This is a genomic window from Pectobacterium fontis (assembly GCF_000803215.1).
GTDB classification, from domain to species: Bacteria; Pseudomonadota; Gammaproteobacteria; order Enterobacterales; family Enterobacteriaceae; genus Pectobacterium; species Pectobacterium fontis.
This window is the reverse complement of the sequence record NZ_JSXC01000025.1, coordinates 1-21,769: the sequence shown is the minus strand read 5'-3', so window position 1 is coordinate 21,769 and position 21,769 is coordinate 1. Positions and strand designations below refer to the sequence as shown.

Annotated in this window: 23 protein-coding genes and 1 other RNA gene; 11 read left to right on the top strand and 13 right to left on the bottom strand. The window is 48.7% G+C overall.

All coding sequences use genetic code 11. The annotated features are described in order from the left end of the window. Positions 1-45 precede the first annotated feature (45 nt). Genes OI69_RS08375 through OI69_RS08370 form a run of 3 tightly spaced genes read right to left on the bottom strand, consistent with a single transcriptional unit; the run spans position 46 to position 3,009 of the window. A complete protein-coding gene (locus tag OI69_RS08375) occupies positions 46-2,652 on the bottom strand; it encodes a TOPRIM and DUF927 domain-containing protein (protein ID WP_039348647.1) in 2,607 nt (868 codons plus the stop codon). After that, positions 2,649-2,816: a hypothetical protein gene (locus OI69_RS20045; RefSeq protein WP_167335184.1), complete on the bottom strand. Its 168-nt coding sequence runs from the start codon at positions 2,814-2,816 to the stop codon at positions 2,649-2,651. Before OI69_RS20045 ends, OI69_RS08375 begins: the two co-directional genes overlap by 4 nt. After that, positions 2,809-3,009 (bottom strand): host cell division inhibitor Icd-like protein, encoded by a 201-nt coding sequence (locus OI69_RS08370; RefSeq protein ID WP_039348644.1) that lies wholly within the window; start codon positions 3,007-3,009, stop codon positions 2,809-2,811. Before OI69_RS08370 ends, OI69_RS20045 begins: the two co-directional genes overlap by 8 nt. Before the next feature lie 189 nt (positions 3,010-3,198). Here OI69_RS08370 and OI69_RS08365 point away from each other — a divergent pair, with 189 nt between their 5' ends. Beyond that, a complete protein-coding gene (locus OI69_RS08365) occupies positions 3,199-3,390 on the top strand; it encodes a YlcI/YnfO family protein (protein ID WP_014915000.1) in 192 nt (63 codons plus the stop codon). A 139-nt stretch (positions 3,391-3,529) separates the two neighbouring features. On the opposite strand, the gene OI69_RS08360 is transcribed toward OI69_RS08365, so the two are convergent. The 4 genes from OI69_RS08360 to smpB form a co-directional block, all read right to left on the bottom strand. Continuing rightward, a complete protein-coding gene (locus OI69_RS08360) occupies positions 3,530-3,745 on the bottom strand; it encodes a helix-turn-helix transcriptional regulator (protein WP_014915001.1) in 216 nt (71 codons plus the stop codon). Positions 3,746-4,021: 276 nt separating this feature from the next. Further along, positions 4,022-5,272 (bottom strand): integrase domain-containing protein, encoded by a 1,251-nt coding sequence (locus OI69_RS08355; protein ID WP_039348641.1) that lies wholly within the window; start codon positions 5,270-5,272, stop codon positions 4,022-4,024. Positions 5,273-5,449: 177 nt separating this feature from the next. Then, positions 5,450-5,812: a transfer-messenger RNA gene (gene ssrA, locus OI69_RS19200) on the bottom strand. 50 nt (positions 5,813-5,862) lie between these two features. Then, positions 5,863-6,345, bottom strand: a complete 483-nt coding sequence (gene smpB, locus OI69_RS08350) for an SsrA-binding protein SmpB (RefSeq protein WP_012773422.1) — start codon at positions 6,343-6,345, stop codon at positions 5,863-5,865. A 155-nt stretch (positions 6,346-6,500) separates the two neighbouring features. Here smpB and OI69_RS08345 point away from each other — a divergent pair, with 155 nt between their 5' ends. Both OI69_RS08345 and OI69_RS08340 read left to right on the top strand, forming a co-directional pair. Continuing rightward, complete coding sequence (locus OI69_RS08345; RefSeq protein ID WP_039348634.1) at positions 6,501-6,947, top strand: type II toxin-antitoxin system RatA family toxin; 447 nt, start codon at positions 6,501-6,503, stop codon at positions 6,945-6,947. After that, the gene (locus tag OI69_RS08340; RefSeq protein ID WP_039348632.1) at positions 6,928-7,218 is read left to right on the top strand and encodes an RnfH family protein; all 291 of its coding nucleotides are present in this window, start codon (positions 6,928-6,930) and stop codon (positions 7,216-7,218) included. Before OI69_RS08345 ends, OI69_RS08340 begins: the two co-directional genes overlap by 20 nt. Positions 7,219-7,454: 236 nt before the next feature. Here the strand turns inward: OI69_RS08340 and bamE are convergent, their stop codons facing one another. The 3 genes from bamE to nadK all read right to left on the bottom strand — a co-directional run bounded on the left by bamE (position 7,455) and on the right by nadK (position 10,565). Next, the gene (gene bamE, locus OI69_RS08335; protein ID WP_039348629.1) at positions 7,455-7,790 is read right to left on the bottom strand and encodes an outer membrane protein assembly factor BamE; all 336 of its coding nucleotides are present in this window, start codon (positions 7,788-7,790) and stop codon (positions 7,455-7,457) included. Positions 7,791-7,943: 153 nt separating this feature from the next. Beyond that, positions 7,944-9,605 carry a DNA repair protein RecN gene (gene recN / locus OI69_RS08330; RefSeq protein WP_039348626.1) on the bottom strand — a complete coding sequence of 554 codons (1,662 nt, stop codon included), beginning with the start codon at positions 9,603-9,605 and terminating at the stop codon, positions 7,944-7,946. Between the two features lie 81 nt (positions 9,606-9,686). After that, positions 9,687-10,565 carry an NAD(+) kinase gene (gene nadK / locus OI69_RS08325; protein ID WP_039348650.1) on the bottom strand — a complete coding sequence of 293 codons (879 nt, stop codon included), beginning with the start codon at positions 10,563-10,565 and terminating at the stop codon, positions 9,687-9,689. A 148-nt stretch (positions 10,566-10,713) separates the two neighbouring features. Between nadK and grpE the strand changes: the two genes are divergently transcribed. Next, on the top strand, positions 10,714-11,301 hold the full coding sequence (grpE, locus tag OI69_RS08320; protein WP_039348623.1) for a nucleotide exchange factor GrpE: 588 nt from the start codon (positions 10,714-10,716) through the stop codon (positions 11,299-11,301). Between the two features lie 241 nt (positions 11,302-11,542). Continuing rightward, the gene (locus OI69_RS08315; RefSeq protein ID WP_039348620.1) at positions 11,543-12,781 is read left to right on the top strand and encodes an Nramp family divalent metal transporter; all 1,239 of its coding nucleotides are present in this window, start codon (positions 11,543-11,545) and stop codon (positions 12,779-12,781) included. A 31-nt stretch (positions 12,782-12,812) separates the two neighbouring features. Here the strand turns inward: OI69_RS08315 and OI69_RS08310 are convergent, their stop codons facing one another. Further along, the gene (locus tag OI69_RS08310) at positions 12,813-13,016 is read right to left on the bottom strand and encodes a 2-hydroxymuconate tautomerase family protein (protein ID WP_039348617.1); all 204 of its coding nucleotides are present in this window, start codon (positions 13,014-13,016) and stop codon (positions 12,813-12,815) included. A gap of 122 nt (positions 13,017-13,138) precedes the next feature. Between OI69_RS08310 and nudK the strand changes: the two genes are divergently transcribed. From nudK to OI69_RS08280, 6 genes are all read left to right on the top strand, one after another. Next, positions 13,139-13,720, top strand: coding sequence for a GDP-mannose pyrophosphatase NudK (gene nudK / locus OI69_RS08305; RefSeq protein ID WP_039348614.1), 582 nt, complete (start codon positions 13,139-13,141; stop codon positions 13,718-13,720). A 380-nt stretch (positions 13,721-14,100) separates the two neighbouring features. Next, positions 14,101-15,366: an ABC transporter substrate-binding protein gene (locus OI69_RS08300; RefSeq protein ID WP_039348611.1), complete on the top strand. Its 1,266-nt coding sequence runs from the start codon at positions 14,101-14,103 to the stop codon at positions 15,364-15,366. 63 nt (positions 15,367-15,429) lie between these two features. Beyond that, positions 15,430-16,311 carry a carbohydrate ABC transporter permease gene (locus OI69_RS08295; protein ID WP_039348608.1) on the top strand — a complete coding sequence of 294 codons (882 nt, stop codon included), beginning with the start codon at positions 15,430-15,432 and terminating at the stop codon, positions 16,309-16,311. Position 16,312: 1 nt separating this feature from the next. Beyond that, positions 16,313-17,125 carry a carbohydrate ABC transporter permease gene (locus OI69_RS08290; RefSeq protein ID WP_039348606.1) on the top strand — a complete coding sequence of 271 codons (813 nt, stop codon included), beginning with the start codon at positions 16,313-16,315 and terminating at the stop codon, positions 17,123-17,125. A 36-nt stretch (positions 17,126-17,161) separates the two neighbouring features. Beyond that, entirely contained in the window at positions 17,162-18,247 is a 1,086-nt protein-coding gene (locus tag OI69_RS08285) for an ABC transporter ATP-binding protein (protein ID WP_039348603.1), read from the top strand. A 213-nt stretch (positions 18,248-18,460) separates the two neighbouring features. Beyond that, entirely contained in the window at positions 18,461-19,984 is a 1,524-nt protein-coding gene (locus OI69_RS08280) for a glycosyl hydrolase 53 family protein (RefSeq protein ID WP_039348601.1), read from the top strand. 83 nt (positions 19,985-20,067) lie between these two features. On the opposite strand, the gene OI69_RS08275 is transcribed toward OI69_RS08280, so the two are convergent. Further along, positions 20,068-21,099: a LacI family DNA-binding transcriptional regulator gene (locus OI69_RS08275; protein ID WP_039348598.1), complete on the bottom strand. Its 1,032-nt coding sequence runs from the start codon at positions 21,097-21,099 to the stop codon at positions 20,068-20,070. A 226-nt stretch (positions 21,100-21,325) separates the two neighbouring features. Then, on the bottom strand, positions 21,326-21,769 hold a 444-nt coding region (locus OI69_RS08270), incomplete at its 5' end, for a transketolase-like TK C-terminal-containing protein (RefSeq protein ID WP_039347519.1).

Below are 21,769 nucleotides of genomic sequence, written 5' to 3'. Positions count from 1 at the left end.
CCGACTGAACCTACCGAACCGACCTTATTTTACCTTACACGTGATTTACTCTTCCTCGTCGTCGAGCGTCATGAGCACCACAAAGCGCGGCTGTTTGCCGTCAATGCGCAGTGATTTACGTGTAATGCCTTTGGCAGGTTTGTCCAGCATTCCGGCATCGGCCAGCACCTGCGCAAACGCAGCGGCATTGGCACCAGTGGCAATCTCGTTATTGAACACGGCGGGGAAGGTATGAAACACCAGCGTATCGGCTCCTGGCTTTTTCACCCGATACCCCGCCAGATCCTTGATGGGTAAATCGCGTGGATCTGGATTGGGATGCGGTAAATAACGGCTGTAGCCAAACTGGTGCAAAAAGGCATCAGCCTGTTCTACCCAGGCTTTGGCCTCACGATTGCCCATGCCAAACTCATTTACCCAGGCATAGAAGCTATGCTGTAACGCATCGTGGCATTCCTGCGCCGTCCAGCCAGTAAAAGAAGCTGAGAGTAATAAAGCCGCTTCCAATACAGCAAAACGTGATGCTACACGCCGCACTTGTTCGCTGGCATCATCGGGTAAGAGTGACAACCAGCGCCGCTCTGTTTCGCGGTAGGCTGCTAGCGCGTTTTCTTTCTGGCTGGCGAGGTGAGCAATCCACGCCCGACCAACCGCGCCATAATGGGCGTTGCTGGCATCTCGGATCGCGTCAGCATGGGCTTTGCCATCCTGATAACCATGAAATACCGTCGCTTTGGTGATCGGGACATTCAGCAGGCGCACCAATTGACCAGCATTTACCCGTCCACCGTCAGCGCGGATATAGCTTTCCAGGTCGATCTCGCCGGTACTGAACGCCATTGCCCGCCAGCGTTTTAGCTCTCGGTTGCCGCCTTCTCTGGCTCCCTGAATCTTACCTACGCCGTTAAACAGTGCATAGGCGGCATCGGCCACGGCTTTGCGATTGCTGCCTTGCCCGATTTCATCCAACGGCATAAAGCCGTCATTGTGGGCGGCGGCTTCGTTCACCAGTCCTAGCGCAGTGGAATACCACGTGAGTTTAAGCGCATTAGGATCGCCATAGACAGAAGAGGCGATATTGCCAGTGGTGGTTTTACCCGCAGATGAACCGCCAAATAGATGGACGCCGAATCCGTCCGTGTTTACCAGCCCGATAAGCGGGGCAGCAAAGGCACAAGCGACCCCCAACATCATGGAGGGATTACCTTGTGCCAGTGCTGCGACGTTTTCATGCCAGCTTTGCACCGTTCCGCTGGTGGCATAACCTTTGGCTGCGCCCGATTTACCGTTGAATAAGACGGGAATGCTTGGTGTACCGATAACAGAACCGTCCGGCATCAGGTAAGCGCCATGCTGCCAGCCAGTCGCGCTGGCGATTGCCCAGCGGCAACCCGCATGACTACGACACAAGTGATCGGCCAGTATTGCCCGTAACCCGCCTTTGGCCGTGACTGCCAATCCACCCGCACGTAATCGCGCCCAGCCTTCACGTTCGCCAATATCTCGCATTGGAATCGCTTCGGTACGGGACTGGTTTTCACCGCTTGGCGTCCAGCTTAAAACCAGATAACGTTCTGACTCATCCGATCCGATACCCGCTACCGTAATAGGGTCAGACAGCCAGCTTTCGCGCTCGATAATGTCGCCGCTGTCATGGTCAGTCTTCGGCTCTACCCAATACAGTCCGCCATGACGAATGTCTGCGTAAGGTTTTAAGGGGGAATAGGAAGACGGCAGCGGTTTTTGTCCTGGCTGATAAAGTGAGGCGGCAAAGGCCGATATGGATACCGCCGCGCCATGTTGCTGGTAGTAATCATTCCAGTCGGTTTTTTCAGTGGTAGGTGGGAGCGCCACCCAACCGTTTACCGCTAGTGCCGCTTTTTCAGCCGCGATTTTTCCGGTGTTACTACCATCAGGTTTGTTGTCATTATCCGCTGCAAGGATAATTTTGGCGTCCGGCCAGATAGCACGGCAAGATCGTGCAACGTGAATCAGATTCCCGCTATCTAACGCGCTGATAGCGACACCGTGTATCAGTAACGATGCCGTAATCGCTGTGGCGTAACCTTCGGCAATGATCACCGTGTCCGTGTACTCAGGTAGGGCATTAACGGGAATGAATGCGCCTTTCTTGCGGCTACCGGCAATCAGCTTTTTCTCGCCATTAGGTTTGATTAGCTGTGCGCCAGTGGTGGTGCCGTTCATGTTTTGCAGTGCCAGCAACAGGGAACCATCATCCAGCAGTAGTGAGGGGCGTTGCAGCCCCTTATTCAGCAGATAGTCAGATTGACCCGATACCGCTTTCGCCACCAGCGCATTCACCCTTTCGGCAATCAGACGATGATCAGGCTTTTCACTGGCGGGGGGAACAACGGGCAACGGAAGCGCCAGCACCTCGGCGACCCGTTCCGCTGCTTGCCACGCATCGCACTTATTCACTTTCATCACCAGATCCAGTCCGGTTCCTGCGCCGCAGTGAGAACAAAAATAGGTGCCACGACCTTCTTTATCGTCAAAACGGTAGCGGGTATTCCCGCCACAGTTGGGACATTCACTTTCCTGCCGATTGGTTGGGATGCCTAACCGCTGCAAAATCCCCTCCCAATGGCCGTTGGCTTTTGTCCGCACGTCTTGAATAAACGTGTTGCTCATGCTGCCTCGTCCTCCGGCGCACGGTGTAGCGCATCAAGCCGTTCGGCAAGAATGAACATCAGTATCTCTTTTGCCTGCGGTTCTCTTAACTCCACGATGGCATAAGCCAACGCACGGCACTGATCGATCAGCTCTTCCTGTTCCAGCGGCGTGTTATCAAACATGGCGCACCTCCTGAATGGGAAGGCGAGCAGCGAAAGTAAATGCAAAACACGGAGACAGCATTTGCCGTGCTTCCCGCTCTGAATAGGCTTCAACGGATAGGCGACAAAACGTTTTTTCCTGCGGAGAGTAGGGCAGTACCAGAAAGCGATACTGAAATTTAAGGCGAGTTTGGGTAGACTGTGAATCAGCCATGACGTTACTCCTTTTAACGCTGTGGTCAGAAGCCCGGTATGTGTTGCTGCACTGCCGGGCTTCGTTATGTTAACCTTGAATTCAATCAAGGTGTGCGTACAGGATAATTCTTGGTGTGCGCACACGTCAAGCGCTTTAAATTTCAATTTTTCAGGCAGAGTACCGTCAGTGTCTTTAACGGAGTTAGGCATGGCTACAGGCAATAACAATAGTAAATCCACTAAAAAGGGAATCCGTTTTCCACACGAACTGATTGATGAAATTGATGCCAGCGTAGCGCGTGAAAAAGTAGACAATCCCAACGCTAATTTTTCTGCGTGGGTATTGGATGCCTGCGGGCGTAAGTTAGAAGCGGAAAAAGACGATAAATCAAAACCGTGATTTGAGCGTTTTTCTAAATAGCTGATGTGCTGATTTTGGGCGTAGCAATGCCCGTTCCAGCCAGCGCCAGATTTTTGGATCATCATATTTTGTGATTCCGATATGCCGCTATCGCGGCAATAAAAATGAAGGTGTCGGCTTATGCGGTTTCGGTTTGCTGGTCACGTTCTGCAATACGTTGCTTCAACCAGTCGCTAACTTCATCCTCGAACCAGCCTACGCGCCGTAAGCCAACCCGAAACCCTTTGGGGAATTCTCCGGCATTGATCATTTCCTGAAAGCTGCTGTCTGAACTAACGCGCAGAATGGCTTTCACTTCTTTCTTTAACAGGATTTTTCTGTCTAACAGGTTCATACGTGTTTATCTCCAATGAAACCGGCGTTGTCCGGTCAGTGCAGATAGTTAAACGGTTCTTGAGGGAGGAGTATGATAATTTAGGTTTAAATTTGGGAAAATTAAGTAAATTCTTGAAATAATGGTTCTGATAACTGCACGCTGCCTTACAGCCAGTTTATGAAAGAATTCATTCTTATTCGGCGTGTTCTCACTGAGAACATCACCGACTATATGCGCTACATATTCCACGCGTTTTTTCTGGTTCAGTTTATTATCCCATATATAAACACAGTATCAGCCGTTGGCGACGCGTAAACCTCTGGCTCCTTCCGACGCCATGACTTTTCCCGTTGCGGCTGTTTCGACAAATTCCCCCCACCAGCACATCAATACCTTGCGCTGTTCCAGATAGGTGGAGCGGTTATAGGCGCGGCGTACCTCGTTGGTGTCTACATGGGCTAGGGCGGCTTCGATCACATCTGGCGAGAAGCCTTCTTCATTGGCGGCGGTGCTGAAGATGGCGCGTAGGCCATGAGATACCAGTACGCCCTTGTAACCCATACGGCGCAGTGCTGCGTTAGCGGTCTGGCTGTTCATCGGCTGCTTAGGATCTTTACTGGAAGGAAACAGGTATTCACGGTGGCCGCTGATTGGCTTCATGGCATCCAGAATGGCTAACGCCTGTGGGGGCAAGGGGATAACGTGCTCACGGCGCATCTTCATGCGGCTAGAAGGGATCGTCCAGGTATTCTCCGTAAGATTTATCTCGCTCCAGCGGGTTTCAGCAGCTTCGGCAGGGCGGGTAACGGTGAGTAGCTGCCATTCAATCAATAAGCGGGTCTGTAACTCGATACTGGCGACCGATAGCGTTTTCATCAAGCCAGGTAATGCCTCTGGCCGGATAGTTGGCATGTGGGTTTTAACCGGCGTCTGAAACGCTTTGCGGATCTTGGCGGCGGGGTTCGCGGGAATCAACCCAGAGTTAACCGCATAATCCATTATCTCGTTAATTCGCTGGATTACCCGCTTGACGGTTTCCAGTTTGCCGCTGGCCTGTATCGGTTCCAGTGCGGTGATGAAGTGACGGGCGGTAAGCTGGGTGATCGGTAGGGTTCCGATGAACGGGAACACGTGTTTTTCCAGCGAACGCCAGATATCTTTAACGGTGTTCTCGGCCAGTGGTTGAGATTTTTTCACTTCGTACCAGTCAGCGGAGACTTTAGCGAACGTGTTCAGGTTGATGGCTTGCTCTTGTTCGCGCTGCTGTTGCTGGTGGAATTGCGGATCGATGCCTTTGCTGATAAGTGCTTTTGCCGCCTCGCGCCGTTGTCGAGCCTCGGCCAAAGAAACCGCAGGGAATGAACCAAAGCTGATTAACGCACGTTTCTTCGTATCGGGGCGGTAATAGTTAAAGCGCCAGATTTTAGATCCGCTCGATTTCACCAGCAGATACAACCCATCCCCGTCCTGTAGTGTGTATTCCTTCTCGGCAGGTTTGGCGGCTTTAATCTCGGTATTGCTCAGTGGTGTAGTTATACGAGCCATCGTAGTTATACGCTTTTGTAGTTATATGGGACGGTATAACTAAGCGTATAACTAAAATTTCCGGCTGTAAACGGGGTATTCCGATAGATAACAGGCAATAAAAAACCCGCAAACTCAGTGAGAATGCGGGTTTTCATGGTGTTTCCGGTAGTAAACGATACTTACCGAATACGAATGTGGTGGAGCTGGGGGGATTTGAACCCCCGTCCGGAACCACTCTACCGTCGGTACTACATGCTTAGTCTATCTTTACATTCGCTTGCCAGCTGCGAATAGACACGCCACTAACAAACTAGCCTGATTAGATTTAGTGCTTCAACCCCAGGCAAGGCATCCACACGATCTCTTTTGGGTTTGACCTCTCTTGATCCCCGTCCTAAGAGCGGAGGCTAGGGAGAGAGGGCTCAGAGCAGGTTATTAAGCTGCTAAAGCGTAGTTTTCGTCGTTTGCGACTATTTTTTTGCGGCTTTTTACGAGGCCAACCGCCCCTCGGCATGCACCTTGGGTTTTGCAAATCCCGTCGAATCCAGAATCAGCCCCCAAGAAACTATCGCCAGTATATCAGAACTTATTGTTGTTAAGCCAGTGGCTTAACGATTCGCGTTCTTCATGATACGGGCTTTGTCTAACTTCCATTCACGTTCTTTGATGTCATCACGCTTGTCGTGATCTTTTTTACCTTTTGCTACGCCGATTTTGACTTTGCTCCAGGCATTTTTCCAATACATCGACAACGCGACGACCGTATAACCTTCGCGGCTGACGCGGCCAAACAGCGACTCCAGTTCACGTTTATTGAGTAGTAACTTACGCGTGCGTATGGGATCGCAAACAACGTGTGATGAAGCCACGTTTAGCGGCGTGATGGTTGCGCCAAATAGGTAAGCTTCTCCGTTCATGAAGGTGACATAGCTGTCGCTGAGGTTTGCTTTACCTGCGCGCAGTGATTTGACTTCCCATCCTTGCAACGCAAGACCAGCCTCAAATTCTTCCTCAATGAAGTATTCGTGACGGGCGCGCTTGTTCTGCGCAATGGTGGCGGAACCGGGTTTGTATGCTTTTTTCTTTGTCATAGTGCCGTCATTATACTGGATGTCATTGGGAATGAAATCCCCGTTGTGCGTCCGTGTCGTGGTTAATGATATCGTGCGATACGCCTCGCAGAATTTTTGCCTGTCGGGCTATCAATGCTATTATTTTGCGCGTTTTATGAATCTCGGAAAAGAGTATGCCAAAGATAAGTCGTTCTGCACTGGTGCCATTCAGTGCAGAACAGATGTACAAGCTGGTCAATGATGTTACTTCCTACCCCGCATTTTTGCCGGGTTGTACGGGGAGCCGTGTGCTTTCTTCCTCACCAGAGGAGATGACGGCCGCTGTTGATGTTTCCAAAGCGGGTATCAGCAAAACATTTACCACACGTAACACGCTGACGCAAAATAAGAACATCAATATGCAACTGGTCGATGGCCCATTCCGCCAGTTGAGGGGGGATTGGCATTTTACGCCGCTAAGTGCCGATGCCTGTAAAGTTGAGTTGCATCTGGACTTTGAATTCACCAATGCCTTGATTGAACTGGCTTTTGGTAAAATATTCAAGGAGTTGGCGGGAAATATGGTGCAGGCTTTCACGCAACGAGCCAAAGAGGTCTACAGTGTCCGTAATGCAGGTTGAGGTGGTGTACGCGTTGCCGGAACGCCAGTATCTACGCACGGTGAAGCTGGAAGAGGGCAGTACGGTTGAGCAGGCTATTGCCGCATCGGGTTTGCTGGAAGTGCGGCATGATATCGATTTGCAGGTGAATAAAGTCGGTATTTACAGCCGGGCAGCTAAGCTGGTTGATGTCGTACAGGATGGCGATCGTGTGGAGATTTATCGCCCGCTGATTGCCGATCCGAAAGAACTACGTCGTCAACGTGCAGAGCGTGCTAAGAATAAAGCCTGAGTCATTTTGTTAAACGACAAGCGGCGTTTTCTTGATTGTCCTTACCATAATATCCTTATAAAAACACAGGCAAAGCCGAAACATTCTGATTTGCCTGCTGTTATACCCATCATATATCAAGCCATATGTGCATTGGCTTTCCTTAAATATTCTGTCCATCGTGGGCATTGTCTTAAAGCGCCGCCTCTGGCTGATAGGGTCATCCACCCTGATTCAGCCGAGCGGCGTTGAAAGCATTAATTCATGGCGGGCTTGTTGTTGATATTGGTTAACACGTCGCTGCCGCTGAAGGTCAGCGTCAGTGTCTGCTGTTTTACCGATTCATGACCTGGCTGTTGGCGGAAGACGTAAAACCACGTATCACTGCCAAACGGATCCTGCATCATAGGCGTACCCAGCGTATAAGCGACCTGTTGTTTGGTCATGCCGGTGTGAATTTTTGCAACGTCAGCCGGTGCCAGATAGTTTCCCTGATTGATGTCCGGCCGATAGACCACCTTTTCCAGTGTGGAACAACCGGCGGTCAGCATAACAACCACCGCGGCGACGACAGTCAGCGTTTTACAGCGCATAGTGATTACATTCCTTAAGGGCATAGGTTGCCGATGATAATAGACCTTGCAGGACTTGGAAACCTGCAAGGCGATTGTATGACCTCAGGAAGGTAAAAAAGTTGAGCTTTTTTACCCGTGATACACCTTTCTTACTGCTGTCGGCGGTGAATTTTAGGCTGCTAGCAATTCTTTGGCGTTCGCCAGCGTGTTTTTGGTTACGGCGCTGCCGCCGAGGAGACGTGCCAGTTCCTGTAGTCGAGCACGTTTATCCAACGGTTGCATCAGTGTTTCTGTTTCTGCGCCGTCGGTTTTTTTACTCACGAAGAAGTGCTGATGACCACAACCCGCGACCTGTGGCAGGTGCGTCACACACATCACCTGCGTGGATTCGCCGAGCTGGCGCAGCATTCTGCCGACGATGGCGGCAGTTGGCCCGCTAATGCCCACATCGACTTCATCGAAGATCATCGCCGGTGTATCCATTTTCTGCGCGGTAATCACTTGAATAATCAGTGCGATGCGTGATAGCTCGCCGCCCGATGCCACTTTCGCTAGAGTCTGGTGTGGTTGGCCAGGGTTGGTGGTGACGCGAAATTCGATAGTGTCGGCACCAGTGGACGTCAGGCTATCTGGCGTAAACTTCACGTCAATGGTGAAGTGGCCGTGCGGCATCGCCAGTTCATGCATATTAGTCGTGATGCGCTGCGCCAGTTCGCTGGCGTGTTGCTGACGACGCACATGTAGCTGTTCTGCAAGGTGTAGTGCCTGCTGATGATATTCGCCAACGGAAGCGTTGAGCGTGTCATGGTCGCTTTCCTGCTGTTCCAGTTGTTGTTGTTCTTCCAGTAACTGCTGGTGGAACGCTGGGAGTGCCTCTGGAGCAACATGGTGCTTACGTGCTAGCGCGAGTTGGCGCGACAGGCGCTGTTCCAGTTCATACAGTCGAATCGGGTCGAGATCCATTTGTTCGCTGTAGTGGCGCAATTCATCGCTGGCTTCGCTAAGCTGAATGCCTGCTTCTTCGAGCATGGATAGCACGCCGGAGAGCTTGTCATCCATGCCGATCAGTTCGCCAAGCTGGTGTTTTACGCAGTGCAGCATACTGATGATGTTTTGCTCTTCATCTTCACTCAGTAACTGCATGGCCTGTTGGCTCATCGTCAGCAGTTGACCGCTATTCGCCAGCCGCTTGTATTCAATATCAATCTGTTCGTATTCACCGGGCTGTGGGGAAAATTCATTCAGCTCCTTCAATTGATATTGCAGCAATTCGCGACGGGCTTCCCGTTCAATGGCCGCCTGTTTTAACTGTGCCAACGCACGGCAGCTCTGGTGCCACTGTTGCCAAATCTGCTGCATGGCAGCAAGCAATTTTGGTTCATCGGCGTAGGCGTCCAGCAGGTGTTTTTGATGGTCGGGACGCAGCAGCAACTGATGGGCGTGCTGACCGTGTACCTGAATCAGGTGTTGACCGAGTTCGCGTAGTTGAGACAAGGGCACGGCGGTGCCGTTAATAAAGCCGCGTGAGCGCCCATCGGCGCTAATCACGCGACGTAGCAGGCACTCGTTGCTGTCATCCAACTGGTTTTCTTCCAGCCACTGGCGCGCTGTTGGCGTATCTGCCAGCGCAAAACGAGCGCAAATGTCGGCTCGGGCTGCTCCTGGTCTAACCATACTGGCGTCGGAACGATTTCCCAGACATAAACCGAGGGCATCAATCGCAATGGATTTCCCCGCACCGGTTTCCCCAGTGATAACGCTCATTCCTGACTGAAAATCGATCTCTAATTCGCGCACGATGGCAAAATTACTGATAGTGAGTTGCGCCAGCATGATAAACCTCTGTATGTAATCACAGGTAATTACATACAGTATAAACTGGTTTTATATACAGTAAAGTGGCTGAGTTGAATTTTAGAATAATTTTTTCGACCAACCAAGTTTTGAGCTTAGTGTATTGAAATAGCTGTAATTTTTTGGATGAATCAGATTCAGGTAGTGTTCACTACGGCGAATCAGGACTTCTTCACCTTCCTGTACCGGCAAGGCGATCTGGCTGTCGCAACTGATTTCCAGATCGTTAGTAATGCAGGAAAATTTTAGCCGAATCGTGCTGCTGCTGTTGATCACCAGTGGGCGAGCAGACAGCGTGTGCGGAAACATGGGCACCAGCGCAATAGCATCCAGCGATGGCGTCAGAATAGGGCCGCCAGCGGAAAGGGAATAGGCGGTTGAACCTGTGGGGGTGGCGATAATCAGGCCGTCTGAACGCTGGGAAAAGGCGAATTTGTCGTCAATATAGACTTCAAATTCAATCATGTGTGCCACTTTTCCGGGATGCAGTACGACTTCATTAATGGCGGTGCTGATGCTGTCTGGCTGGTTTGCGCGGCAAACGTGCGCTTCCAGCATGAAGCGCTGCTCGCTTAGGTAGTGGCCGTCGAGCACCTCAGAAAGCTGCTGCTGCGCCTGGTCAGGGTCGAGATCGGTCAAAAAGCCGAGATTGCCACGGTTTACGCCGATAACCTTGATGTCATAGCGCGATAGCACGCGGGCCGCACCTAGCATGTTGCCATCACCGCCGACCACCACAGCCAGATCTGCCTGTTGTCCGATGTCGGCAAGGCTACCCGTCGGTGCGTCCTTCAGGTTCAGTTCGCGCGCGATCTGCTGTTCGATCAGTACGGCGTAACCTTTGTCGGTGAGCCAATGGTAGAGCATTTCATGTGTTGCCAGCGCCGTTGGGTGGCGTGGGTGCCCGACAATCCCAATACAATTAAACGGCCTGTTCATTGTAAGCGGTGTGTTCATTGCTGTTTTGTCCTCAGCGTGGTGTATCGGCAGCGGCGGGAACCAATATCTGACAGGTTCCCTTGAATCCCCGATTTTGATCCCCATAATAAGCAACTAGCGAGATTAATGCTAAACCGCGGAGAATTTCATGAGTAGTAAAGAACAGAAAACGCCTGACGAGCAAGTCCTGGATCAAAAGGAAGCAGTAAAAGGGCAGCAAGCGGATGCCACGCCAGAGACGGCAGACGTAGCTGACCCGCGTGATGCACGCATCGCCGAGCTGGAAGCCCAGTTGAGTGAGCTGCAACAGCGTGAGCGTGACAATGTGCTGCGTGTTCGTGCCGAAGCCGATAACGTTCGCCGCCGTGCGGAAATGGATGTTGAGAAAGCGCATAAATTTGCGGTAGAGAAATTTGCCAGTGAAATGCTGCCCGTTATCGATAACCTGGAACGTGCGCTGGATACGGCAGACAAAGCCAATGAATCACTGGCTGCGATGATTGAAGGTGTTGAACTGACGCTGAAATCGTTGCTGGATGCGGTACACAAGTTTGGTATTGAGGTGGTGGGTGAGGTAAACGTACCGTTTAACCCAGAGGTGCATCAGGCCATGACAATGTTACCTTCTGCCGATCACCAGCCAAACCATGTGATGATGGTTATGCAAAAAGGCTATACGCTGAACGGCCGTTTGTTGCGTCCGGCGATGGTTGCGGTATCAAAAGCACAAGACTGATACGTCCTGCTTTTCGCACTATATTCACACCGTATCTTCATTCCGAACCCCATGCCACCGCATGGGGTTTTTTTGTTTATATCTTGTTAAGATTTGTTTGATAAAAAAGATGTTTTTTAGGTTTTTAATGACTCATTATCTTTAGCAATTAAAAGAATCGGTATTACCACTCTAAATGCACTTGATAATCATTATCATTTTTGTGAGAGTAATAAAACAATAGCGTTGGAAGGGTCATACTATGCTGAGTAGCCGTGTTATTGAATCAACAAGCCGTACATCAAGGAAAGTCAAACTGTCCTTGATGGGGCCGGCATTTATCGCGGCGATTGGTTATATCGATCCGGGTAACTTTGCCACCAACATCCAGTCTGGTGCGGCGTATGGCTATACGCTGCTGTGGGTGGTGGTGTGGGCGAATCTGATGGCGATGCTCATCCAACTGCTGTCTGCCAAATTGGGGATCGCAACGGGTAAGAATCTGGCGGAGCATATCCGCGATCGTTTTCCGCGCCCGGCGGTTTGGGCGTATTGGGTGCAGGCCGAAATTATTGCGATGGCGACCGATCTGGCCGAATTTATTGGTGCGGCGATTGGTTTCAAGCTGCTATTGGGGGTGTCGTTGCTGGAAGGTGCGATCCTCACGGCTATTGCCACCTTCCTGATTTTAATGCTGCAACAGCGCGGTCAGAAGCCGCTGGAGAGGGTTATCGGCGGTCTGCTGCTGTTTGTCGCGGCGGCGTATATCGTCGAACTGGTCTTTTCTCAGCCGGAACTGGCCTCGTTAGCTAAAGGCATGACCATCCCGAGTCTGCCGACCTCCGACGCCGTGCTGCTGGCCGCGGGCGTACTGGGCGCGACTATTATGCCGCATGTAATTTACCTGCACTCTTCCCTGACGCAGCATGAGGGCAACCATACCCGTGCCGAGCGTTATTCGGCGACCAAAGTCGATGTTGCGATTGCGATGACGATCGCCGGATTCGTGAATCTGGCGATGATGGCGACGGCGGCGGCGGCGTTCCATTTCAGCGGCAATCAGGATATTGCCGACTTGGACAAAGCTTACCTCACGCTGGAGCCGTTGTTAGGTAAAGCGGCGGCGGTGATTTTCGGCCTGAGTCTGGTCGCGGCGGGGCTTTCTTCTACCGTTGTCGGTACACTGGCGGGGCAGGTGGTGATGCAAGGGTTCGTTCGCTTCCATATCCCGCTGTGGGTACGCCGTACGGTGACGATGCTGCCCTCGTTTATCGTGATTCTGTCCGGTATGGATCCGACGCGAGTGCTGGTGTTGAGCCAGGTGGTGCTGAGCTTTGGGATTGCGTTGGCGCTGGTTCCTTTACTGTCCTTCACTGGCAACCGTGAATTAATGGGGACGATGGTGAACGGAAAATGGGTGCAGCGTGTCGGGCAACTCATTGTCGTACTCGTGGTTTCTCTGAATATGTATCTGCTGATTGATACGATGTTCGGGATATGAGTCTGGTGCCACGTAGAGTGGCACCTTTTCACTATTTGTTCATCTTTCTTAATTCCGTCACCGGTACGCCGCCGATCCCCCAATTGTCGGTTGCAACTTCATCAATCACGACGACGGTGGTTTTCGGATTTTTGTTGAGCACATCGACCAGCAGTTGGGTAACGCCTTCAATCAACTGACGTTTTTGTTCAGCAGTGACGCCTTCATTGGTGATCTTGATGTTGACATACGGCATAACTTCTCCTGAGTGAGGGGGTAGAGGGGTTGTGCGTTTATATCGATATGAAAAGAGCATATGATGAATAGTCACGGCTAGAAAAGGAACATTCCTTTCCCATTGATTATTGAGGTATCTCCATGTCGTCTCCGATTGATATCGTCGAAAAGAAGCTGCTCTCCGATAACTGGTTTATCCTTCATAAATATGTTTTTGATTTAAAAAGAAAGAATGGCGGTATGGTGCGCCAAATTCGTGAGGTTTACGATCGCGGTGACGGCGCGACAATCCTGCTGTACAACCGGGCCAAAGGCACGGTCGTTCTGACAAAACAATTCCGTATTCCCACCTACGTCAACGGCAACGAAAGCGGCATGCTGCTGGAAGCGTGTGCGGGTTTGCTGGACGATCATTCACCTGAAGAATGCATCCGTAACGAGGCAATGGAAGAAACTGGTTATGCGGTCGGTAACGTTGAGAAGTTGTTCGATGCCTATATGTCGCCTGGTGGCGTGACCGAACGGCTTCACTTCTTTGCAGCAGAATATGATGAATCCCAGCGGAGTCACGTTGGCGGTGGCGTAGAGGATGAAGATATTGAGGTGCTGGAATTGCCCTTCAGTGAAGCCGTCGCGATGATGAACGATGGCCGGATTAAAGATGGCAAAACTATCATGCTGTTACAGCACGCGATCATTCGCGGCTGGTTTGCCAGAACGTAGATCTGTTTTGGCACACGGGGATCCTCGTGTGCTTCTTGATGTTGTGTGGTAACGCTTTCATTTTTGTGTCATTCCAGGGTGATGCCATGATTGTGGTTAATATTAGCCGAATAACCTTTTTATATTTTCATTTTTTGTTTCATTTTCAATGATGTGAAAGTTTTTTTGGTTTTATTTTAATCACTTTTATGGGGCGATGTGGGCTTTATGGTAGGAAATTTTTCCTAAATTTTTTTTATTTAGATCGAATATTTAGTCATTTTTCTCCCTGTTGTGTGACCCGTATCACCGGATGAAAGAATGTAAGCGGTGTAACTCGTTGCTTCATTATGCAGTAACTCATATTCTCTCTTTACAAAAAGTAAAGAAGGACTGCTCTGATGAAGATCAAAAATAAAGTATCTACCCTGCTTGCAGTTTCGTTCCTCACGTTGGGTTTATCGAGCCAAAGCCTGGCTGCTGAAGTCACCGTGTGGGCCTGGGATCCTAACTTCAATGTTGCAGCAATGCATGAGGCCTCATCGATATATAAAAAAGCCGATCCAAGTTTTAGTCTGAAAGTGATCGACTCAGGTAAAGAAGATATTGAGCAGAAATTAAACACCATGTTGGCTTCAGGGGTTAAAAACTCGCTTCCTGATATTGTACTGATTGAGGATTATAATGCTCAGAAATACCTTCAGGCTTATCCTGATTCATTTATCCCCTTACAGGACGCTATCGATTATAGCCAGTTCGCACCGTATAAAACCAAAGTCATGACGGTTGGCAATAAAGTCTACGGTGTTCCTTTTGATTCCGGCGTGGCGGGCATGTTCTATCGACTCGATTATCTGGAGGCTGCCGGATATAAAGAGAGTGATATGGTGAATATTACCTGGGATAAATATATTGAGATCGGTAAGCAGGTAAAAGCGAAAACCGGTGTTGATATGCTGACCTACGATATGAACGATGTGGTTCTTCCCCATATTATGATGCAATCTGGTGGCGAGTGGTTCTTTGATAATCAAGGACAACTCAATCTCACCAAAAATAATGCACTGAAAGAAACATTAAAAACGATTAAGGCAATTAATGACGCAAAAATTGCACGTCCTATCTCTGGCTGGTCAAGTTTTGTGGGGAGCTTTAATGCTGGTAAATCGGCGAGTGTAGTTTCTGGTGTATGGGTGATTGGGTCAATTAAAAGTGCGGAAGATCAGAAAGGAAAATGGCGTGTTGCGCCGATCCCACGGCTGAATCTCGACAAGGCGATACATGCTTCCAACCAAGGGGGATCGAGCTGGTATGTCTTAAAAGGGGGCAAAAATACTAAGCAGGCGATTGAGTTTTTGCAGAAAACCTTCGCAGCGGATAGCAATATGTATCAAACCCTTTTGGTTGATCGTGGCGCGCTTGCCACCTTCCTCCCGGCGACTTCCGGCCCTGCTTATGCTGTAAAAGATCCGTTCTTTGGTGGGCAACCCGTGTTTGCTGATTTTTCTAAATGGGTAACTGAAATCCCACAGGTTTCCTACGGTATGTATACCCAGGAAGTGGATAACGCCATTGCCGCTGAAATACCTGCATTACTGAAAGGTGATTCTGTTGATGAGGTGTTAAAACGTGCCGAAACGACATTAAAAACCCAGATTATGCAGTAGCGAGTGTGAGCTTGAGGGCGGGAAGCCCTCAAGCATTTCTCTCCAGAAATCGATGGTGTGATAATGATATATAAACCTAAAATGAATAGGCTTTATAACATCAACGGCTGGGCTTTTGTCGCTACCGCTGTTGGGTTAATTGCCTTAATGACGATATACCCTATTTTCAAATCACTTTGGCTCTCTTTTCAGTCTGGCCGTGGTGTAGTGACGCAGTTTGTTGGCTTGGGAAATATCATTCGTTTATTCAATGATCCTATGTTCAAAACGGCACTTTGGAATACGCTGACGTTTCTGGTCATCCAAGTTCCTATTATGATTTTATTATCATTGGCTATTTCTTCTTGTTTGAATTCTTCTCAGCTTAAATATCGACAGTGGTTTAGGGTGGCGATTTTTTTACCCTGCGTGACTTCACTGGTTGCCTATTCCATTCTTTTCAAGAGCATGTTTGAACTGGATGGTGTGATTAACTCATTTCTGCTGTTTATTCATGTTATTGACGATCCGATTCCATGGCTATCCGACCCTTTCTGGGCGAAGGTGACGATTATTATTGCCATTACATGGCGGTGGACGGGATATAATATGATTTTTTATCTTTCCGCTATGCAGAATATCGATAAATCGATTTATGAGGCTGCCAGAGTTGATGGCGTTAGCCCAATCAAGCAATTTTTCTTTATTACGATCCCTTTGTTGAAACCGGTGATTCTTTTTACTAGCGTGACCTCAACCATTGGTACATTACAGTTGTTTGATGAAGCGATGAATATCACGAATGGCGGCCCGGCAAATGCGACGCTGACGTTATCGCTTTATATTTATAACCTGTCATTCAAGTTTGTGCCTAATTTTGGCTATGCGGCAACGGTTTCGTACGTCATTGTTGTGTTTTCAGCAATACTGGCACTGATTCAGTTTAAAGCAGCGCGGAAGGGATGATATGAGGAAAAGTAAAGTTAACAGCATACTCATGCATGTTTTTCTCGTGTTAATGAGCATTTTTTCGCTTTTCCCTTTCTATTGGATGGTGGTGTCGAGTACGAATAGCACCAGCCAAATCAACATGGGGAAATTCACGTTTGGCGATCAATTACTGGTCAATTTCACCAATCTGACGAGTCAGGTGGATCTGGCGCAGGTGTTTTGGAATACATCAAAAATTGCGTTGATCAGTACGGTATCAACGCTGGTCGTATGTTCTATTGCGGGTTATGCATTTGAAATTTATGCCAGTAAGAATCGGGAACGAGTCTATGTTGCGCTATTAACGACAATGATGATCCCGTTCGCGGCATTGATGATCCCGCTCTTCACCATGTTTGGTAAGGCGGGGTTACTGGATACGCACTTTGCGGTGATCATGCCGACAGTGGCCGGGGCATTTATTATTTTCTATTTCAGGCAGTGTACTAAAACGTTTCCAAAAGAGTTGATCGATGCTGCGCGTGTGGAAAGCGTCGCTGAGTGGAAAATTTTCCTGTATGTCTACGTGCCGATTATGCGCGCCAGTTATTCTGCTGCTTTTATTATTGTTTTCATGACGTCATGGAATGCCTTTCTCTGGCCACTTATTGTCCTTCAATCTAATGAATTAAAAACGATTAATCTGGTGTTATCGAGTTTTGCTTCCGCTTACTCGCCGGATTTTGGACTGATTATGGTTGGGACGGTGATTTCTACACTTCCCAGTTTACTTATCTTCTTTGCCATGCAGAAGCAATTTATCGCCAGCATGACGGGAGCGGTAAAGTAATACGCTCTCAATGGAAAATTAACGTTTGAGGTTCACATGGCTGATATTTTACTAAAAAATATAGTGAAACGTTACGATAAGACGGAGACGATCCATCGTATCAATCTTGAAATTAATTCTGGCGAGTTTGTGGTATTTGTTGGCCCATCGGGATGCGGTAAATCGACACTGCTAAGAATGATTGCTGGATTGGAAGATATAACAGAGGGGGAAATTCATATTGATAACCGTCTCGTTAACCACTTTGATCCCGCAGAACGAGGGATTGCAATGGTTTTCCAATCCTATGCGCTGTATCCCCACATGACTGTGGCTGAAAACATGGGATTTGGGTTAAGAATGAATGGACACCCCAAAGCCGAAGTGGAAAAAATGGTGCGAAAGGCGGCGATGACGCTTCAGCTCGAAGCGTTGTTGGATCGTACCCCCAAACAACTGTCTGGTGGCCAACGCCAGCGTGTTGCGATTGGGCGCGCAATTGTACGCGATCCTAAAGTGTTCTTATTCGATGAGCCGTTATCGAATCTCGATGCCGAATTACGGGTGGAAATGCGTTTACAGATCGCGCGTCTCCATCAGGAAATGCGTAACACCATGATTTATGTGACGCATGACCAGGTAGAAGCGATGACGCTGGCGGATAAAATCGTGGTGTTAAATAAAGGCTACATTGAACAGGTTGGTACGCCGATGGCGTTATACCATAAGCCAGAGAATCTTTTTGTCGCTGGCTTTATCGGTTCGCCGAATATGAATTTCCTACCAGGTGAAGTCACACAGGTTGAAGGGAATAACGTGAGTATCTTGATCAATCAACTCAATACACTTTCTATTAATCTGGCTAACCACGGGCTACGCACCAATCAGAAAATTACCGTAGGTATTCGCCCTGAACATCTGAGTATTGATCCTAATGGTGGCGACGTCAGCCTGTCAATCAATAGTGAGGTAACAGAAAGGCTGGGTAATGCGACGTATATTTTTGGTGCTTACTCTGGTGTGAATAATTTCAAAGTGTATTTGTCAGGCGATAACAGTATTACGCCATACTCAATGATTCCGCTCACATGTCGTAGCGAGAATTTGCATTTTTTTGATGAAAATGGGAAGCGAATTAATTAAAAATAACGCTCTATCATGATGGAAATATCGCCATGAAAAAGACTCTATGGCGTAAAGGGAAAAGCATAAATTGAACCAAGCAGCTATTCATATTGGCTGCTTGGTTTCTTATGTGAATTTTATTTTTATAAATGTTGTCATCTGTTTTTGAATTTGTACCTGGGTATTTATTTAATAAATACCCTTTAAGCGTGTTACCTCAAGGAGAAATGAATGAAAAAGAATAATTATTCAGGAATGATCTCTGTATTGTTAATGCTATTTATAGGGTTCATGGCGGCCAATCTGGCTAAAGCGGCGCAGCCGTTTGCTTATGGTGCGGATATTGGCTGGGTAAAGCAATTGGAGGATCGGGGTGTTACCTGGCGCGACGATGCCGGAACGCAGCGTGATGTATTACAGATATTGCGCGATCACGGCATAAACGCGGTGCGGTTACGTATTTTTGTTAACCCTGATCCCAGTGCGCTATGGCATAAAGATAATTCGACCTGGACGATGCTCGGTTATACGGATAAAACCCGTGTAGTGGATGCCGCACTGCGTGCCAAAGCGATGGGCATGCGCGTCATGGTGGATTTTCACTATAGCGATGTTTTCGCGGATCCTGGTCACCAGGTTAAACCCGCAGCGTGGGCGAACTACAATCTTAGCCAATTAACGACGGCCGTTTATAACCACACGCATGAGGTGATGAGCGCATTGGTATCCGCAGGCGTGACGCCTGAATGGGTACAGGTGGGTAATGAAATGAACCCGGGGATCTTGCTACCGGAAGGCAGCACAAGTCGGTTTGCCAATTTAACGCAATTACTGAACGCAGGCTATGATGCAGTGAAAGCGGTCAGCCCTTCTTCTAAGGTCATCAGCCATTTGGCGCATGGGAATGATAATTCAAACGCTCGCTGGTTTTTTGACAATTTCCTTACCACGCATGGCGGGAAAACCGATGTGATTGGTTTTTCATTCTATCCTCATTGGGAGGGGAAAAATTATTGGGAGCTGACCGGTTTACTGGCCAGCAATCTCAATGATATGGCGAGCCGTTATGGTAAGGAAGTGATGGTCGTTGAAGTCGGCGGTTTGGAAACTAACCCGACGGATAGCTACTGGACGATTAAGGATACGATTAATCTTGTTAAAGCGGTGCCGGGAAATAAAGGGATTGGGGTTTTTTATTGGGAACCGGCGGGGAATGCCAGTGTGTTGCCGGATGGCTATGCATTAGGGGCGACGACGCGAGTTTCAAATAACGTATTGCAATTTACCCGCGCTTTGGACGCATTTTCCGAATCGCAAATCAATGTTATCAACGGGACTCGCTATAAGATGGCGAATCGGAATAGTGGTAAATCGCTTAATGTTGTGGCCGGTTCGCATGACGATAACGCATGGCTTGAACAATACACTGATAGCAATTGGGATAGCCAGCGTTTTTATTTTAACGCGATCGGCAATGGTTATTTTAATCTGGTGAATGTTAATAGTGGAAAGTACGTTGATATTGACGCCAGTGCCAGTGAAGATGGCGCACAAATAATCCAAATGTACAACACCGGCCATTTTAGCCAGCAATGGCTTATTTTGGATGCTGGCGATGGCTATTATAAAGTCATGAATAGAAATAGCGGAAAACTTTTGGATATTAATGGTCGTTCAACGGCGAACGGTGCATCAGGCATTCAGTGGCGTGATAATGGAGGATGGAACCAGTTGTGGAAAATAACCGCTAATTGATTCTTGCTGGCCACGTAATTTCTTTACGTGGCCACGTTATCGGTAAAAATAAGAAATATCAGGGCGTATTATAGCGGGCTTCGTTACAACGTGCTGAGTGTGAAACTTTCGCGCCACATCATCTCATAGCCAACCTGGACGTGTTTCTTATAATGGCGTCCCGCCACCAACTCTAAAAACAGATCGATAGCGGCTTCTCCCATTTCCGTGGGGTAGAGTCGCATGGTGGTCAGGCTGGGATTGAGATGCTGCGCCGTGGGGATATCATTCATCCCGACCACTTTTATTTGTTTCGGAATCGCAATCCCTTTCTCCTGAAGCGCACGATACACGCCAATTGCGATAATGTCAGTTGCGGCGAACACGACATCAGGCCATTCTTTTTGTTGCAGCAACGCATTCATCGCCTGATAGCCGGACTCAATACAGAATAACTGACTGACCTTGCACCGCGACTCGTGGTAGATACCGTGTTGCTGGGTGACTTCTTCAAATACATGCAGCCGACTCTCATTATTGCCAATAAAGGCGGGGCGTTGAGCGCCGCTATTAACAATATAGTGTAATACTTCGCGTGCCGCCGCTTCCCGATCAAAAAGCACAGCATCACATTTCTTATCGAGGGGCGCTGAATCGATAAAAATCAGATTTTTATTTAATGAATAGATTAAGGCAATATCGTTATCGCTAAAGTGACCGACACAAATGATCGCCTGCGCTTGCGCTAAAGTCTGGCTATTGGAGGATAAATTTGTGGTAAATAGATTTCGCAGCGAAATATTAAAATGGTGGCAGCGATTTTCAATGCCAATACGGATTGCCGTGAAATAAGGGTCGTTGAGTTCTTCTGAAGGGGTGAGAAAGTGGACGACGGCGAGATTTAATAAATTGTCATTGTCCATTTTGAAATGGGACCGTACAACCAGCGAGTTATCTAACCTTTTTTTCTGCTGTTTACGCTGTGTGGGCGATAAATAGGCCAGTTCATTAGCAATTCTCTTGATGAGTTGGCGCTTTTCTTTGGTTACGGAAAGGCTGGGATCATTATTAAGCACACGAGAAACGGTTGAAGCTGCCACGCCAGCTTTTTGGGCGATATCTTTAATCGTTGTCACAAAAAGTTTTCCATAATCTTTCTATGAGGCTGATATTAGCGAATACTTAATTCATTTAACATCCTGATGCGCTAAAAATACGATTAAATATTCACGCGTATTACTGTGTCTGAAAAGGGCTAACCGATACAGCGGTAGAGTGAAACCAACCAATAGTGTGAGATCGCAAACGGTGTATCTGTTTGCGATCCTTGTCTATCACATCGTGGTATTGCTTATTACACGGTTACTTCAACAGCGCCAACGCTTTTTCCACCACGTTATCGACGGTGAAGCCAAACGCTTCGAACAGCAACTCCGCCGGAGCAGATTCACCAAAGCTCGTCATGCCGACAATCGCGCCGTTCAGACCAACGTATTTGAACCAGTAGTCGGCAATCCCCGCTTCAATCGCCACGCGCGCCGATACCGCTTTCGGTAGCACCGCTTCTCGGTACGCCGCATCCTGCTTGTCGAACGCATCCGTGGACGGCATGGACACCACGCGTACCTTGCGACCCGCCGCGGTCAGTTTGTCATACGCACCGACAGCCAGCTCCACTTCTGAACCCGTGGCAATCAGAATCAGTTCCGGCTGACCGTCGCTGTCTTTCAACACGTAGCCGCCTTTCGCCACGTTCGCCAGTTGTTCAGCAGTACGGGGGTGTTGCGCCAGATTCTGACGCGACAG

What these genes read in the sequence shown, in the direction of transcription:
- OI69_RS08375 (WP_039348647.1), bottom strand. Translation starts at nt 2,652, where the DNA reads ATGAGCAACACGTTTATTCAAGACGTGCGGACAAAAGCCAACGGCCAT.
- OI69_RS20045 (WP_167335184.1), bottom strand. Translation starts at nt 2,816, where the DNA reads ATGTTTGATAACACGCCGCTGGAACAGGAAGAGCTGATCGATCAGTGC.
- OI69_RS08370 (WP_039348644.1), bottom strand. Translation starts at nt 3,009, where the DNA reads ATGGCTGATTCACAGTCTACCCAAACTCGCCTTAAATTTCAGTATCGC.
- OI69_RS08365 (WP_014915000.1), top strand. Translation starts at nt 3,199, where the DNA reads ATGGCTACAGGCAATAACAATAGTAAATCCACTAAAAAGGGAATCCGT.
- OI69_RS08360 (WP_014915001.1), bottom strand. Translation starts at nt 3,745, where the DNA reads ATGAACCTGTTAGACAGAAAAATCCTGTTAAAGAAAGAAGTGAAAGCC.
- OI69_RS08355 (WP_039348641.1), bottom strand. Translation starts at nt 5,272, where the DNA reads ATGGCTCGTATAACTACACCACTGAGCAATACCGAGATTAAAGCCGCC.
- smpB (WP_012773422.1), bottom strand. Translation starts at nt 6,345, where the DNA reads ATGACAAAGAAAAAAGCATACAAACCCGGTTCCGCCACCATTGCGCAG.
- OI69_RS08345 (WP_039348634.1), top strand. Translation starts at nt 6,501, where the DNA reads ATGCCAAAGATAAGTCGTTCTGCACTGGTGCCATTCAGTGCAGAACAG.
- bamE (WP_039348629.1), bottom strand. Translation starts at nt 7,790, where the DNA reads ATGCGCTGTAAAACGCTGACTGTCGTCGCCGCGGTGGTTGTTATGCTG.
- recN (WP_039348626.1), bottom strand. Translation starts at nt 9,605, where the DNA reads ATGCTGGCGCAACTCACTATCAGTAATTTTGCCATCGTGCGCGAATTA.
- nadK (WP_039348650.1), bottom strand. Translation starts at nt 10,565, where the DNA reads ATGAACAGGCCGTTTAATTGTATTGGGATTGTCGGGCACCCACGCCAC.
- grpE (WP_039348623.1), top strand. Translation starts at nt 10,714, where the DNA reads ATGAGTAGTAAAGAACAGAAAACGCCTGACGAGCAAGTCCTGGATCAA.
- OI69_RS08315 (WP_039348620.1), top strand. Translation starts at nt 11,543, where the DNA reads ATGCTGAGTAGCCGTGTTATTGAATCAACAAGCCGTACATCAAGGAAA.
- OI69_RS08310 (WP_039348617.1), bottom strand. Translation starts at nt 13,016, where the DNA reads ATGCCGTATGTCAACATCAAGATCACCAATGAAGGCGTCACTGCTGAA.
- nudK (WP_039348614.1), top strand. Translation starts at nt 13,139, where the DNA reads ATGTCGTCTCCGATTGATATCGTCGAAAAGAAGCTGCTCTCCGATAAC.
- OI69_RS08300 (WP_039348611.1), top strand. Translation starts at nt 14,101, where the DNA reads ATGAAGATCAAAAATAAAGTATCTACCCTGCTTGCAGTTTCGTTCCTC.
- OI69_RS08295 (WP_039348608.1), top strand. Translation starts at nt 15,430, where the DNA reads ATGATATATAAACCTAAAATGAATAGGCTTTATAACATCAACGGCTGG.
- OI69_RS08290 (WP_039348606.1), top strand. Translation starts at nt 16,313, where the DNA reads ATGAGGAAAAGTAAAGTTAACAGCATACTCATGCATGTTTTTCTCGTG.
- OI69_RS08285 (WP_039348603.1), top strand. Translation starts at nt 17,162, where the DNA reads ATGGCTGATATTTTACTAAAAAATATAGTGAAACGTTACGATAAGACG.
- OI69_RS08280 (WP_039348601.1), top strand. Translation starts at nt 18,461, where the DNA reads ATGAAAAAGAATAATTATTCAGGAATGATCTCTGTATTGTTAATGCTA.